This is a genomic window from Mycetocola spongiae (assembly GCF_020424085.1).
In the GTDB taxonomy this organism is placed as follows: Bacteria; Actinomycetota; Actinomycetes; order Actinomycetales; family Microbacteriaceae; genus Mycetocola; species Mycetocola spongiae.
Window position 1 is genome coordinate 2234425 of record NZ_CP080203.1, and the last position, 13385, is coordinate 2247809.

13 protein-coding genes are annotated in these 13385 nt (G+C 67.6%); 10 read left to right on the forward strand and 3 right to left on the reverse strand.

The window, feature by feature from the left end; genetic code table 11:
- Window positions 1-144 precede the first annotated feature (144 nt).
- The 5 genes from dnaK to KXZ72_RS10240 all read left to right on the forward strand — a co-directional run bounded on the left by dnaK (window position 145) and on the right by KXZ72_RS10240 (window position 5438).
- Window positions 145-2001, forward strand: coding sequence for a molecular chaperone DnaK (gene dnaK, locus KXZ72_RS10220; protein ID WP_226080827.1), 1857 nt, complete (start codon window positions 145-147; stop codon window positions 1999-2001).
- Window positions 2002-2005: 4 nt separating this feature from the next.
- Window positions 2006-2641, forward strand: a complete 636-nt coding sequence (locus tag KXZ72_RS10225) for a nucleotide exchange factor GrpE (RefSeq protein ID WP_226080828.1) — start codon at window positions 2006-2008, stop codon at window positions 2639-2641.
- Window positions 2642-2652: 11 nt separating this feature from the next.
- On the forward strand, window positions 2653-3618 hold the full coding sequence (locus KXZ72_RS10230; RefSeq protein WP_226080829.1) for a DnaJ C-terminal domain-containing protein: 966 nt from the start codon (window positions 2653-2655) through the stop codon (window positions 3616-3618).
- A gap of 129 nt (window positions 3619-3747) precedes the next feature.
- Window positions 3748-4254 carry a heat shock protein transcriptional repressor HspR gene (locus KXZ72_RS10235; protein ID WP_226080830.1) on the forward strand — a complete coding sequence of 169 codons (507 nt, stop codon included), beginning with the start codon at window positions 3748-3750 and terminating at the stop codon, window positions 4252-4254.
- A 44-nt stretch (window positions 4255-4298) separates the two neighbouring features.
- A complete protein-coding gene (locus tag KXZ72_RS10240) occupies window positions 4299-5438 on the forward strand; it encodes a class I SAM-dependent methyltransferase (protein ID WP_226080831.1) in 1140 nt (379 codons plus the stop codon).
- Window positions 5439-5487: 49 nt separating this feature from the next.
- Here the strand turns inward: KXZ72_RS10240 and KXZ72_RS10245 are convergent, their stop codons facing one another.
- Window positions 5488-6837, reverse strand: a complete 1350-nt coding sequence (locus KXZ72_RS10245) for a M23 family metallopeptidase (protein ID WP_226080832.1) — start codon at window positions 6835-6837, stop codon at window positions 5488-5490.
- A gap of 445 nt (window positions 6838-7282) precedes the next feature.
- Here KXZ72_RS10245 and KXZ72_RS10250 point away from each other — a divergent pair, with 445 nt between their 5' ends.
- From KXZ72_RS10250 to KXZ72_RS10265, 4 genes are all read left to right on the forward strand, one after another.
- Window positions 7283-9421, forward strand: coding sequence for an ATP-dependent Clp protease ATP-binding subunit (locus tag KXZ72_RS10250; RefSeq protein ID WP_226080833.1), 2139 nt, complete (start codon window positions 7283-7285; stop codon window positions 9419-9421).
- A gap of 134 nt (window positions 9422-9555) precedes the next feature.
- The gene (locus KXZ72_RS10255; RefSeq protein ID WP_226080834.1) at window positions 9556-11220 is read left to right on the forward strand and encodes an FAD-dependent oxidoreductase; all 1665 of its coding nucleotides are present in this window, start codon (window positions 9556-9558) and stop codon (window positions 11218-11220) included.
- Between the two features lie 29 nt (window positions 11221-11249).
- Window positions 11250-11567 (forward strand): rhodanese-like domain-containing protein, encoded by a 318-nt coding sequence (locus KXZ72_RS10260; protein ID WP_226080835.1) that lies wholly within the window; start codon window positions 11250-11252, stop codon window positions 11565-11567.
- The gene (locus KXZ72_RS10265) at window positions 11564-11851 is read left to right on the forward strand and encodes a metal-sensitive transcriptional regulator (protein WP_226080836.1); all 288 of its coding nucleotides are present in this window, start codon (window positions 11564-11566) and stop codon (window positions 11849-11851) included. Before KXZ72_RS10260 ends, KXZ72_RS10265 begins: the two co-directional genes overlap by 4 nt.
- A 45-nt stretch (window positions 11852-11896) precedes the next feature.
- Here the strand turns inward: KXZ72_RS10265 and KXZ72_RS10270 are convergent, their stop codons facing one another.
- Together KXZ72_RS10270 and KXZ72_RS10275 are read right to left on the reverse strand one after the other, a co-directional pair.
- Complete coding sequence (locus KXZ72_RS10270; protein ID WP_226080837.1) at window positions 11897-12112, reverse strand: hypothetical protein; 216 nt, start codon at window positions 12110-12112, stop codon at window positions 11897-11899.
- Between the two features lie 9 nt (window positions 12113-12121).
- Entirely contained in the window at window positions 12122-12712 is a 591-nt protein-coding gene (locus KXZ72_RS10275; RefSeq protein ID WP_226080838.1) for a nitroreductase family protein, read from the reverse strand.
- A gap of 240 nt (window positions 12713-12952) precedes the next feature.
- Between KXZ72_RS10275 and KXZ72_RS10280 the strand changes: the two genes are divergently transcribed.
- On the forward strand, window positions 12953-13384 hold the full coding sequence (locus KXZ72_RS10280; RefSeq protein ID WP_226080839.1) for a hypothetical protein: 432 nt from the start codon (window positions 12953-12955) through the stop codon (window positions 13382-13384).
- Window position 13385: the final 1 nt, after the last annotated feature.

Sequence of the window (13385 nt, forward strand, 5' to 3'; positions counted from 1 at the left end):
AGTTGACAGCTAAAATCTCATCGGTAAACTTGAGTGCAGGAAGCTCAACTTAGAGCCTCCGATAACTTCGGCCCCCGGGTCCCCCCGCCGGCCGAGCCATTTCACGGCACATCGCTCCCCGGAGCGTGACAGAAGGAGAATCACATGGCACGTGCAGTAGGAATTGACCTCGGTACCACTAACTCGGTGGTGTCCGTGCTTGAGGGTGGCGAGCCCACCGTCATCACCAACGCCGAGGGTCAGCGCACCACCCCGTCCATCGTTGCGTTCACCAAGGACGGCGAGGTTCTGGTCGGCGAGACCGCCAAGCGCCAGGCCGTCACCAATGTTGACCGCACCCTCGCGTCGGTAAAGCGCCACATGGGTACCGACTGGACCTTCGATGTGGACGGCAAGAAGTACACCCCGCAGGAGATCTCCGCTCGTATCCTCGCCAAGCTGAAGCGCGATGCCGAGCAGTATCTGGGCGATACCGTAACCGACGCGGTCATCACCGTACCCGCCTACTTTAACGACGCCGAGCGTCAGGCCACCAAGGAGGCCGGTGAGATCGCGGGCCTCAACGTGCTCCGCATCATCAACGAGCCCACCGCCGCCGCCCTCGCCTATGGCCTTGATAAGGGTAAGGAAGACGAGCTCATCCTGGTCTTCGACCTCGGTGGTGGAACCTTCGACGTCTCCCTCCTCGAGGTGGGCAAGGATGACGACTTCTCGACCATTCAGGTGCGCTCCACCTCGGGTGATAACCGCCTCGGCGGCGACGACTGGGACCAGCGCGTTGTTGACCACCTGGTGAAGAAGTTCAAGGAGACCACGGGCGTTGACGTCTCGGGTGACAAGATCGCCCTGCAGCGCCTGAAGGAGGCAGCCGAGCAGGCCAAGAAGGAGCTCAGCTCCTCGCTCTCGACCAGCATCCAGCTGCCCTATCTCTCGCTCACCGAGAACGGCCCGGCCAACCTCGACGAGACCCTCACCCGGGCCCAGTTCGAGCAGATGACCAAGGACCTCCTCGACCGCACCAAGAAGCCCTTCCAGGACGTCATCCGCGAGGCCGGCGTTAAGGTTGAGGACATCGCGCACATCGTGCTCGTGGGTGGATCGACCCGTATGCCCGCCGTGGCCGAGCTGGTTAAGGCCGAGACCGGTCGCGACGCCAATAAGGGTGTTAACCCGGATGAGGTTGTCGCCGTGGGCGCCGCCCTCCAGGCCGGCGTGCTGAAGGGTGAGCGCAAGGACGTTCTGCTGATCGACGTGACCCCCCTGAGCCTCGGTATCGAGACCAAGGGTGGCATCATGACCAAGCTGATCGAGCGCAATACCGCCATCCCCACCAAGCGCAGCGAGACCTTCACGACCGCCGATGACAACCAGCCCTCGGTGGCCATCCAGGTCTTCCAGGGCGAGCGCGAGTTCACCCGCGATAATAAGAACCTCGGCACCTTCGAGCTGACCGGTATCGCACCGGCCCCGCGCGGAGTTCCCCAGGTTGAGGTGACCTTCGACATCGACGCCAACGGTATCGTCCAGGTATCGGCAAAGGATAAGGGCACCGGAACCGAGCAGAAGATCACCATCTCCGGTGGATCCTCGCTCTCCAAGGAAGACATCGAGCGCATGGTGCGCGAGGGTGAGGAGCACGCCGCCGAGGACGCCAAGCGTCGCGAGCAGGCCGAGACCCGCAACTCCGCCGAGCAGCTCGCCTACTCGATCGATAAGCTCATCGCGGATAACGCCGAGAAGCTTCCCGAGGACATCAAAAACGAGGTCCAGGCCGATGTGGACGCACTGAAGAGCGCGCTCGCCGGCGAGGACGAGGACGCCGTCAAGGCTGCCTTCGACAAGCTGAACGAGAGCCAGGGCAAGCTGGGCGAGGCAATCTACGCCCAGAGCCAGGCCGAGGCAGCCGAGACCAACGAGGGTGCCCCCGCGGCCGATTCCGCATCCGATGAGGATGTTGTGGACGCCGAGGTTATCGAGGACGACGAGTCGGAGAAGAAGTAAAAAAATGACCGAGCAGAACCAGAACCAGAATCCCGAAGACCCCACCACCGGAAACGGCGCCGAGGAAACCGCGGATAACGGCGAGGTTCGTTCGTCGCAGCAGGAACCGGGGGCCTCGGCCCCCGGTTCCGGGGCATCGGAAGATGCCGCGGCCTCCGAGCCCACCGCGGATTCCGCCGAGTCGATCACCGACGAGGAGCTAGCCATGCTCTCCGGTCAGGTATCGGCCGAGGAAATCCTGTCGGATCTCCAGCGCGTGAACGCCGAGTACGCCAACTACCGAAAGCGCACCGAGGCCAACCGCGATATCGAGAAGGAGCGCACCACCGGCTCCGTCCTCGCGGCACTCCTGCCCATCCTCGACGACCTCGATCGTGCCCGCAAGCACGGCGATCTGGTCGAGGGCTCGGCCTTCACCCTGCTGGGTGAAAAGCTGCGCGGCACGCTCGAGCGCATGGGCCTGAAGCCCTTCGCCGAGGCCGGTGACGCCTTCGACCCGAATATGCACGACGCGATCTTCCAGCAGCCCAGTGCCGACGTCACGGTGGAAACCGTGGCGGATGTGGTGGAGACCGGTTATTTCATCGGTGACACCCTGCTCCGGGCAGCCAAGGTAGTCGTCGCAATTCCCACCGAATAGGAGTATCGCTTATGGCAAGCCAGGAGTGGTTCGATAAGGACTTCTATAAGATTCTGGGGGTGTCTAAGGACGTTTCCGAGGCCGAACTCAAAAAGGTCTATCGTAAACTCGCCCGCAAGCACCACCCCGATTCCAACCCGGGAAATGCCGCGAGCGAGGCGAAGTTCAAGGAGATCAGCGAGGCCTATTCGGTACTGCACGATCCCGAGCAGCGTGCCGAATACGATCAGATGCGCGCAATGGGTTCCGGGGCGCGGTTTACCGCTCCCGGCGGAACCCAGGGTGGGCAGGGTTTTGAGGACGTATTTGGCGGGCGCTTCGGCGGTCGTGGTCAGCAGACCGGCTTCGAGGATCTGTTTGGGGGGATGTTTGGCGGCGGCGGTTTCAGCCAGAGCTCCGGTGGATACCGGGGTTTTGGCGGGCCCACGCCCGGCCAGGACGTCACGGCCAGCACCACGGTGGACTTCATCACCGCGACGCAGGGAGACACCGTCAGCCTGCAGACCGGTGAGGGACGCACCATTAAGGTGAAGATCCCCGCGGGGGTGAGCGATGGCCAGAAGATCCGGCTGCGCGGAAAGGGACGCAAGTCCCCGGACGGCGGAGCCGATGGCGACCTCGTGCTCACCGTGAACGTGCGTAAGCACCCGGTCTTTGAACGCGATGGGCTTAACCTCCGGGTGACCGTTCCCGTCACGTTTGTGGAGGCCGCGCTGGGCGCCACGATTGAGGTGCCCACGCTCGGTGGCGATCCCGTGAAACTGCGGGTGGCCCCCGGGACGCCCTCGGGCCGGATTCTCCGGGTCAAGGGCCGCGGCGTCTCCAGCGCCAAGGGCACCGGCGATCTGCTCGCCGTGGTCCAGGTGGCCGTCCCCGGACACCTGACCCCCGAGGCGCGCGCCGCCCTCGAGAAATTCCATGAGGTTGAGCCCCAGGAAAACCCCCGCGAGGATCTCCTCGCCCGGGCCCGGGGCTAACCGGCACCACCCGGTGGCCGGGACGCGGATCATTCCCGCGCCCCGGCCACCGGGTAATTCCCAATTTTTGGGTGACACACTTTTGCGAAATCGATCATCGGCCGGGCAGGCCGGGAGGGAGCACATCTGATGGACGAGCACTCACCGGTATTTGCCATCGCCATGGCCGCCGAGCTGGCCGGCATGCACCCGCAGACGCTGCGCCAATACGATCGCATTGGCCTGGTCCGCCCCACGCGCACAGCGGGTAAGTCCCGCCGCTATTCGATGCGCGATATCGCCCAGCTTAAGACCATCGCCCGGCTCTCCGCCGAGGGGGTAAGCCTCGAGGGCATCGCCCGCATTCTCACGCTGGAAAACCAGGTGGATACGCTCACCGAGCGCGTGCGCGAGCTCGAGCATGCGCTCGCCTCGGAGATGTTGAAGAGCCCGGGCCGCCGCGTTTTTGCCGCGGGAACCGAGGGCGATGTGATCAGCCTGCGCCACGGCATGCGCGCCCAGCGCCGCAATGAAATGATGATCTGGAGCCCGGGCCGTTCCCCGCGTGCCGCAGCCGAGGAAGACGCCCCGCAGCGCACGGGCAGACTCGCCCGCGTGCAGCGCGCGATTGAGCCCGGGGAGCGCCGCGGCCGCTAATGCGCGATTGCCCGTGCGGGGTGCCCCGACGGTAGTCTGTACGGGTGAAACTTTCCCCGATCGACCTCGATTTTTCCGCCCTCCGCCGCTTCCCCGATGTGGAGGAAGAAAACCTGCACGCGGCCGATGCGAGTGACCGCCTCATTCTGGATGAGGCCGCCGCCGCGCTCGGCGCGGTGGATTCCGGCGAGGATGTTGTGGTGATCGGCGACCGCTACGGTGCGCTGGCCCTCGGGGCCGCGGCCGCCCACGGCCTGAGCGGTATCCGGGTGCATCAGGACTCGCTGATTGGCGAGTACGCGCTCGAGGGCAACGCGCATCGCGCGGGGCTGACCGGGCGCGTGCGCTCGCTGCCGCTCACCGCGGAGCTTATCGCCGGGGCCCGCGTGGTGTTGGTGCAGCTGCCGCGTCAGCTCGCCGCGCTGAACGAGATCGCGCGGCTGATTGCCGCATTTGCCGCCCCCGACGTGGTGGTGTATTCGGGCGGGCGCATTAAGCACCTGAGCCCCGCGATGAACGGCATCCTCGAGGAGTCCTTTACCTCGGTACACGCCTCGCTGGCGCGGCAGAAGTCCCGCCTGCTGATCGCCTCGGGCCCGCGCGAGGTATCGCCCGCCGAGCCCAGCCGCGCCTATCTGGATGAGCTGGGGCTCTGGGTCTGCGCGGGCGGGGCCACGTTTGCCGGCGCCACCCTGGACATCGGCACGCGCTGCCTGCTGGAGCTGATCCCGGAGATGGCCCCCGAGGCGCGCCTCGCGGTGGATCTGGGCAGCGGCACGGGCCTGGTGGCGGCGAGCCTCGCCGCTGCCCGCCCCGAACTGAAGATTATTGCGAGCGATATTTCCGCGGATGCGGTGGCAGCGACCGCCGCGACTGCGGAGGCAAATGGTTTTGCCGACCGGATTACGGCGCAGCGCGATATTGGGCTCTCCGAGGTCGCGAGCGATTCGGTGGACCTGGTGCTGCTGAACCCGCCGTTCCATACCGGGGCCACGGTGCATGCGGGCCTGGCCCGCGAGCTCTTTGCCGAGGCGGCGCGCGTGCTGCGCCCGGGCGGCGAGCTATGGACGGTATATAACTCGCACCTGGGCTATCGCGGGGCCCTCGAGGCCCTGGTGGGGCCCACCCGGCAGCGCGGGCGCAATCCGAAGTTCACGGTGAACGTCTCCACGGTTCCCCAGTAAATAAAAAACCCGGTTCCCCTCAGGGGGAACCGGGTTTTTTCTGGGAGGGCTAGATCCGCACGCCTCGCGCCCGCAGGAAAGCGGCGGGATCGGTATGACGTCCGTTGATCTCGATCTTGAGGTCGAGGTGCGGGCCGGTGGCCACACCGGTCATGCCCATATAGGCGATGACCTGGCCGCCGGCGACCTGGGCGCCCACGCGGGTGTTATAGCCGCTGAGGTGGCCGTAGACCGAGTGCACTCCGCCGCCGTGGTCCACGATCACGCGGTTACCAAAGCCTCCGGCGTTGCCCACAAAGATGACGGTTCCGGCCTGTACTGCCTTGATCTGGGTTCCGCTCGCGCCGCCGAAGTCGAGGCCGGCGTGGAAGGGAACCGAGCAGCCGTTGGGGCACATCACGGGGCGCGGGCCGTACCACGAGGTGATTCCACCGGGCGCGGGGCGCCACCAGCCGGAGCTGGACGGGGCGAAGTAGGTGCCGGTGCCGTTTCCGGTCTGCGGCGGCGGGGGAGTCACGGCTCCGCCGCCTCCGCCACCTCCGCCGGTACCGGGGCGGGGCTTATTGGCCTCGGCTGCCGCGGCCGCGGCGGCTGCCGCGGCGCGGGCCTCCGCCTGGCGGCGGGCCTCCTCCTCGGCGCGCTTGCGGGCCTCCTCGGCCCGAACGGCCACGCCCACGGCGTACTGCTGCTCCTCCTCGACGCGGGTGCCCTTAAGCGAGGCGAGCTGCTCGATCAGGCGACCCTGATTGGCCTCCTGCTCGGCCACGGCCGCCTGGGCGGCGTTGGCGGTGTCGGTCGCGCGCTGCAGCGAGGCGGAAGCGTCATCGCGGGCCTGCTGCAGGATGCCGGTGGCCACCTCGGCCTGGTCGTTGAGGCTCGTGACGAGGTTGGCGTCCTGCTTGGCCTTTTCCAGCACCTCGGTGGAGCGCGTGGTGAGCTTGGTCATGGCGCCGAGCTTATAGAGCGCGTCATCGGCAGCCCCGGGATCGGCGAGAAGTTCGAGGGAGGTGGAGGAGCCGGTACCGCGACCCATCTTGGCCATCAGCACGGCGACCTGGCCCGCGGAGGTTTCGGCCGCGGCGGTGGCGGTCTCGAGCTCGCTCGCGAGGCGGTTGGACTCGATCTCGGCCTGGGTGGCATTGGCATCGGCGGTCTGGAACTCATTGGCCGCGATATTGGCGGCGGACTGCGTTTCGGCCACCGTGTTATTCAGCGATTCGATCAGGCCCTCGACGCGCGTGACCTCGGCCGCGGCGGAGGTTTCGTTCTGGCGGGCGCGCTCGACGTCCTCCCAGGAGGGGTAGTCTCCGGCGGCCGACGCGGGGGTGGTGACCCCCAGGGTGCCGATCAGCGCAAATAGGGCGATCGTGACCGCGCCGACGCGGGTACGTGCTCTCACGAGTGGTTCCTTCCAGCAGGGGCTCTTTTTCGGCGCAACTGCTGGTGCGCCGGATTTCGCGCACCCCGAACTAGGGACACGCCCGAACCGATTACAACAAACCTACGCGAGGAAAGCAAACCCCCGTCGCGTTTGGTGGGCGTGTTCCCCGATTTGATCGGGGATAATTCCGCGCCGGGGCGGGCGGGTGCGGGTTTATGGTGCGCGGAACCGGTGTGACGGCCCGCATCCCGGGTATGTGCGGGCGCCCTTGCCGCGAGTCGCGTTAAAAACAAGCCCCGACCAGGAAATTCTCAGAAATCATACAGCTTTGGATCTGGTATTTCCGCCCCGCGCGAGGTAAACTTGAGTCATCAACACTCAACTTTTGGGGTAGCGCCGGACCGGCGCACCCCGCGAGGGCCCCGCTCCGGGGCCCCCGTACACGAGCGAAAGGGTAAAACATATGCAGCCAGGTCAGCAGCCACCCCAGGAAGAAATGAAGAGCGCGCTCGAACAGTACGGGGTTAACCTCACCGAGATTGCCGCCACCGGCAAGCTCGACCCCGTCATCGGCCGCGACGCCGAGATCCGCCGCGTGAGCCAGGTGCTCACCCGGCGCACCAAAAACAACCCCGTCCTTATTGGTGAGCCCGGCGTTGGTAAAACCGCCGTGGTTGAGGGCCTCGCCCAGCGCATCGTCGCGGGCGATGTTGCCGACTCACTTAAGGGCAAGCAGATCGTCTCGTTGGACCTGGCAGCCCTCGTGGCCGGGGCCAAATATCGCGGCGAATTTGAGGAGCGCCTGAAGGCGGTCCTTAAGGAGATTAACGACGCCGACGGGCAGATCATCACGTTCATCGATGAGCTGCACACCCTGATGGGCGCGGGCGCGGGCGAGGGGTCGGTTGCGGCCTCCAATATGCTCAAGCCCATGCTCGCCCGCGGTGAGCTGCGCCTGATCGGTGCCACCACGCTGGACGAGTATCGCCAGTACATCGAGGTGGATGCCGCGATGGAACGCCGCTTCCAGCAGGTTTATGTGGGCGAGCCCTCGGTCGAGGACACCATCGCGATCCTGCGTGGGCTCAAGGAGCGCTATGAGGCGCACCATAAGGTCACGATCGCCGATTCCGCCCTGGTGGCCGCCGCATCGCTCTCCGCCCGCTATATCCCCGCGCGTCAGCTGCCGGATAAGGCCATCGACCTGATCGATGAGGCCGCGTCCCGGCTGCGCATGGAGATCGACTCCGCCCCCGTGGAGATCGACGAGCTGCGCCGCAGCGTGGACCGGCTGAAGCTGGAGGAGCTTGCGCTCAAGCGCGAGAAGGACGACGCCTCGAAGCAGCGCCTCGTGGATCTGCGCGCCGACCTCAAGGAGCGCCAGGAGACCCTGCGTGGCCTCCAGGAGCGCTGGGAGGCCGAGCGGAAGAGCCTTAACCGCGTGGGTGAGCTCAAGGAAAAGCTCGATCAGGCCCGCATCGACGCCGATCGCGCCCAGCGCGAGGGCAAGCTGGAGAAGGCCTCGAAGCTGCTCTACGGTGAGATCCCCGTGATCGAGCGCGAGCTCGCCGCGGCGGAGAGCGCCGAGAGCCACGGGGAGCGCATGGTGAACGACCAGGTGGGCTCCGATGATATCGCCGCGGTGATTGCCGCCTGGACGGGCATCCCGGTGGGGCGCCTGCTCCAGGGCGAGACCGAGAAGCTCCTGCACCTCGAGGGTGAGCTCGGAAAGCGCCTGATCGGCCAGAAGAAGGCCGTGGCCGCGGTGGCCGATGCGGTGCGCCGCAGCCGGGCCGGAATCTCCGATCCCAACCGTCCCACGGGTTCCTTTATGTTCCTCGGACCCACGGGTGTGGGTAAGACGGAGCTGGCCAAGGCGCTTGCGGAGTTCCTCTTTGACGACGAGAAGGCGATGGTACGCATCGATATGTCGGAGTACGGCGAGAAATTCGCGGTCTCCCGGCTGGTGGGTGCCCCGCCCGGATACGTGGGTTATGAGCAGGGTGGTCAGCTCACCGAGGCCGTGCGTCGCCGCCCGTATTCGGTGGTGCTCCTGGACGAGGTGGAGAAGGCTCACCCCGAGGTATTTGACGTGCTCCTGCAGGTGCTGGACGACGGCCGCTTGACCGATGGCCAGGGCCGCACGGTGGACTTCCGCAATACGATCCTGATCCTCACCTCGAACCTGGGTTCGCAGGTGCTGATCGATCCGACGCTGGACCTGGACACCAAGGAGGCCGCGGTGCAGCAGGCGGTCCGGCAGGCGTTTAAGCCCGAGTTTGTGAACCGCCTCGACGATATCGTGGTGTTCCAGGCCCTGACCGAGGCCGACCTCGGTCAGATCGTGGAGCTCTATATCGATCGCCTGCAGCGCCGCCTGTCCTCGCGCCGGCTGACCCTCGCGGTCACCCCGGATGCGCGGGCCTGGCTCGCCGAGCGCGGCTATGACCCGATGTATGGTGCCCGCCCGCTGCGTCGCCTGATGCAGAAGGAGATCGACGACCGGCTCGCTACCGCGCTGCTGGACGGCTCGATTCGCGATGGCGATACCGTGCAGGTGGGCCTGGCCGAGTCCGGGGATACCCTCACGGTCGGCGCCTAGCCCCCGGCACTACCCGGCGGGGTGCCGCTTCCCTCGGGGAGCGGCACCCCGCTTTTGCTGTCCCGGGGTGCGATCGCGAGCGCCCGCAGCACTTTTCCTCGCGTCTCGCCCCCGCGTGGTATACCCTAGGGGGTATGTCTAGAACCGTGATTATCGGCGGGGTGGCCGGCGGGATGTCCGCCGCCACACGCCTGCGCCGCCTCGATGAGACCGCCGAGATTATCGTGCTTGAGCGCGGGGAACACGTGTCCTTCGCGAACTGTGGGCTCCCGTATTATCTCGGCGGCGTAATCGAGGAGCGGGACGCACTGCTGCCGCAGACCCCCGCCGGGCTCGGGCGGCGCTTTGGGCTCGACGTGCGCGTGCGGCACGAGGCCGTGGCGATCAACCCCGGGCGGCGCACCGTGAGCGTGCGCAACCTCGCCACCGGCGCGCTCGCCGAGGAGGGCTATGACACCCTGATCCTCTCCCCCGGAGCCGCGCCCGTGCGGCCCAACATCCCCGGGCTGGACCCCGCCGCGCTCCTCTCCCTGCGCGATATCGCCGATACCGATGCGCTGCAGGCAGCCATCACCGCCGCGGCCCCCGGCTCCCGCGCCGTGGTGCTCGGCGGCGGATTCATCGGCGTGGAGATGGCCGAGAACCTGCGGGCGCGCGGCCTCGACGTGACCCTCGTGCAGCGCGGCGGCCAGATCCTGCGCGCACTGGATATCGAGATGGCCGGCCCCGTGGCCGCCCACCTGAGGGCCGCGGGGGTGGACCTTCGCCTTAATACCACCGCGATCGGCTATGAGGACGGGCGGCTCCTGCTCTCCGATGGCTCCCGGGTCGAGGCCGCGCTGATCGTCTCGGCGATCGGCGTGCGCCCCGAAACCGGCCTCGCCGCGGCCGCCGGGCTGGAAATTGGCGTGACCGGCGGCATCCGCGTGGACTCCACCGGACGCACCAGCCACCCGCATATCTATGCGGTGGGGGACGCCGCCGAAAAAACCGACCTGATCCTGGGCGAGCCCCGGCTGATTCCCCTCGCCGGGCTCGCCAATCGGCACGGCCGCGCCGTGGCCGATCGCATCGCCGGGCTGGACGCCCACCAGCGCGGGGCACTGGCCACCTCAATCGTGGAATTCCGCGGCCTCGCCGCCGCCGCCGTGGGCTGGAACGAACGCGAACTGCGCGAGCGGGGCATCGTCCCGCGGATCATCCACACCCACCCGGCCAGCCACGCGGGCTATTATCCGGGCGCGGAACCGATATCGCTGAAGCTCCTGGTGGACCCCGGGAACGACCGCATCCTCGGGGCCCAGGCCGTGGGGCGTGACGGGATCGATAAGCGCATCGACGTGCTGGCCACCGCGATCTCCGCGGGCGTGACCGCGAGCGCGCTCGCCGACCTGGAGCTGGCCTATGCCCCGCAATTTGGCTCGGCCAAGGACCCCGTGAATATGCTCGGCTATATCGCGGGCAATCAGACGCTCGGGGCCGATCCCACGCTGCAATGGCACGAGCTGGCCGCGGCCCTGGACACCGGCGCCACGTTCCTCGATGTGCGCGGCGGGGCCCAGCTCGCCGAGGGCCTCGTGCCCGGGTCCCGGCATGTGCCCGTGGAAATGCTGCGCGAGGTTGAGCCCACGCTGCCGCCCGGGCCGCTCATCATCCACTGCCGCGTGGGCCAGGGTGCGCATACGGCGCAGCGCCTGCTGACGCAGCTCGGCCGCGAGGTGCGTAACCTGGACGGAGGCTATGTCACCTGGCGGGCCGGCGTGGACGCCCTCGCCGCGGCGAGGCCGCAGACCCCCTAATCCCGTCTCCCATCGTGAGGAATCAGAATATGCAGGAAATCACCGTCACCGAACTGGCCGCACTTGGCCTCGACAAAACCATCATCGACGTGCGCGAGCCCGAGGAGCATGCCCAGGGCGTGGCACCCGGGGTCACGCTGCTGCCGATGAGCCAGTTCATGGAGCGCGAGGCCGAGCTGCCCGAGGAGGGCCCGCTCTATATTATTTGTGCCGCGGGAGGCCGCAGCGCGCGCGTCGTTGCCTATCTGGAGCAGCGCGGAATCGAGGCCGTGAACGTCCTCGGTGGCATGGGGGCCTGGTCCCAGGCCGGGCTGCCGGTGGCCGCGGGCCCGGGCGGCGCGGAATGAGTGGCCCGGGGCAGTCGCCCGCGGAGGATGAGGCCCGCCGGAAGATCCTGAACCGGCTGCGCCGCGCGCAGGGCCAGCTGGCCGCGGTGATCACCGCGGTGGAGGCCGAGGCCGGATGCCGCACCGTGATTACCCAGCTCTCCGCGTGCACCGCCGCGCTGGATCGCGCGGGGTTTGCGATCGTGACCGAGGCCCTGAAGGAGTGCGTGACCGAGGGGGAAACCTCCGATCCCGATGCGCTGAGCCTCGCGGAACTGGAAAAGCTCTTCCTGACCCTCGCCTAAATAAAACGGCCGCCGCCCACACTCGTGGGCGACGGCCGTTTTAGGCTAGGCGGCGGGGCATAACCGCGGCGCCTCGGCGGCACGCGCCGCGGCCTCGCGATGCGCCTCGATGGCCGCAAAATCGGCCTCGATCCGGTGCATCCCGAGCCGGGTGAGGCCCACGCTCATCAGAACGAGGCGCAGCCGGAGCAGCGCCAGCCCGCGCAGGCACATGCGCACGGCGCGCGCGGGGCGGGTGGTGTGATTCGGGAGGAGGGCCATGGGGATTCCTTAGTCGTTAACGATGACGATATCCGCGAGGGCCTTGCGCTCGCGGGGGGCGGTCTCGCGCTCGCGCAGGAAACCGTCCTCGAGGGTATCGGGGGCCGCGAGCTCGCCCACGGCGGTCACGGTGAAGGGCACAAGGCGCTCCTCAAGCGAGAACGCGGTGCTCAGGGCGGCACCGTCAAATCCGGCCATCTGGTGAACAAACAGGCCGTCCTTATGGGCCTGCACGCTGAAGTGCGCCACGGCCTGGCCGAGGTCGTAATAGGCCCAGGGCTGGGCGTTGCCCTCGGCATCCGTGGGCTCGGCCACGGCCACGAGCAGGACGCTCGCGCGGTGGGCCCAGGCCTGGTTGAAGCCCACGAGGGCATCCACAACCTTCTGGAAGGACTCGGTGCCGCGGCGGGCCAGGATGAACCGCCAGGGCTGGCTGTTATTGGCGCTCGGGCTCCAACGCGCGGCCTCGAGGGCGGCGGTCAGGGTGGTCTCGTTGATGATGGCCTCGGGAACATAGGCGCGCGGGCTCCAGCGGGCGGCGAGTACCTGGCTGATCGGGGCCGAGGTCTGGGCGTGGCGGGAGGTATCGGTGATGGTCATGCGGGAGGTTCCTTTCGAGGGGCGGTGCGGTACGCGGAGGCGGTGCACATACCGGGCGAGTCTGCGACCGCAAGGCCCGGGGTACACGGGTAATAACCCCCGTCACGGGGTTGGGTATTCCCGGAAGTCCAAAAAAGTTGCGCGGGATTTTCCGGCGGCGTCTAGGGGCCCTGGATTGCGTGCCAAAAAAGCGTGTACGATCGACGGGAGCGTTCCGCCCCGGGACGCGAGAGGACCCCCATGACCATCCCCTCTACCTCCCGAGTTCTCAGCGCCACCGCGAGCCGCCGCGGCCGCTGGTGGCAGATCGATATCCCCGAGCTCAACACGGGTGGGCAATCGCCCTCGATCCGCGAGATCCCCGAGATCGCCGCGGAGATCGCCGGCGAATACCTCGCCGTGGAGCCGTGCACGCTTGAGGTGAGGACAGCGATTGAGCTTCCCGGTGCCGCCGCCGGAATCTGGGCCGAGGCCAATCAGCGCGAGGCCCGCGGCCGCGCCGAGATCATCGAGGCCGCGCGCCTGCGCCGGGATACCCTGCGCTCGCTCGCCGAGCAGGGGCTCAGCCAGGCCGATATCGCCCGGCTGCTGCGGCTGACCCCGCAGCGCGTGAGCCAGCTCATGAACGATACCGATCCCGCGGCCGCGTGCCCGGAGTCGCCCGCGGGCTAGG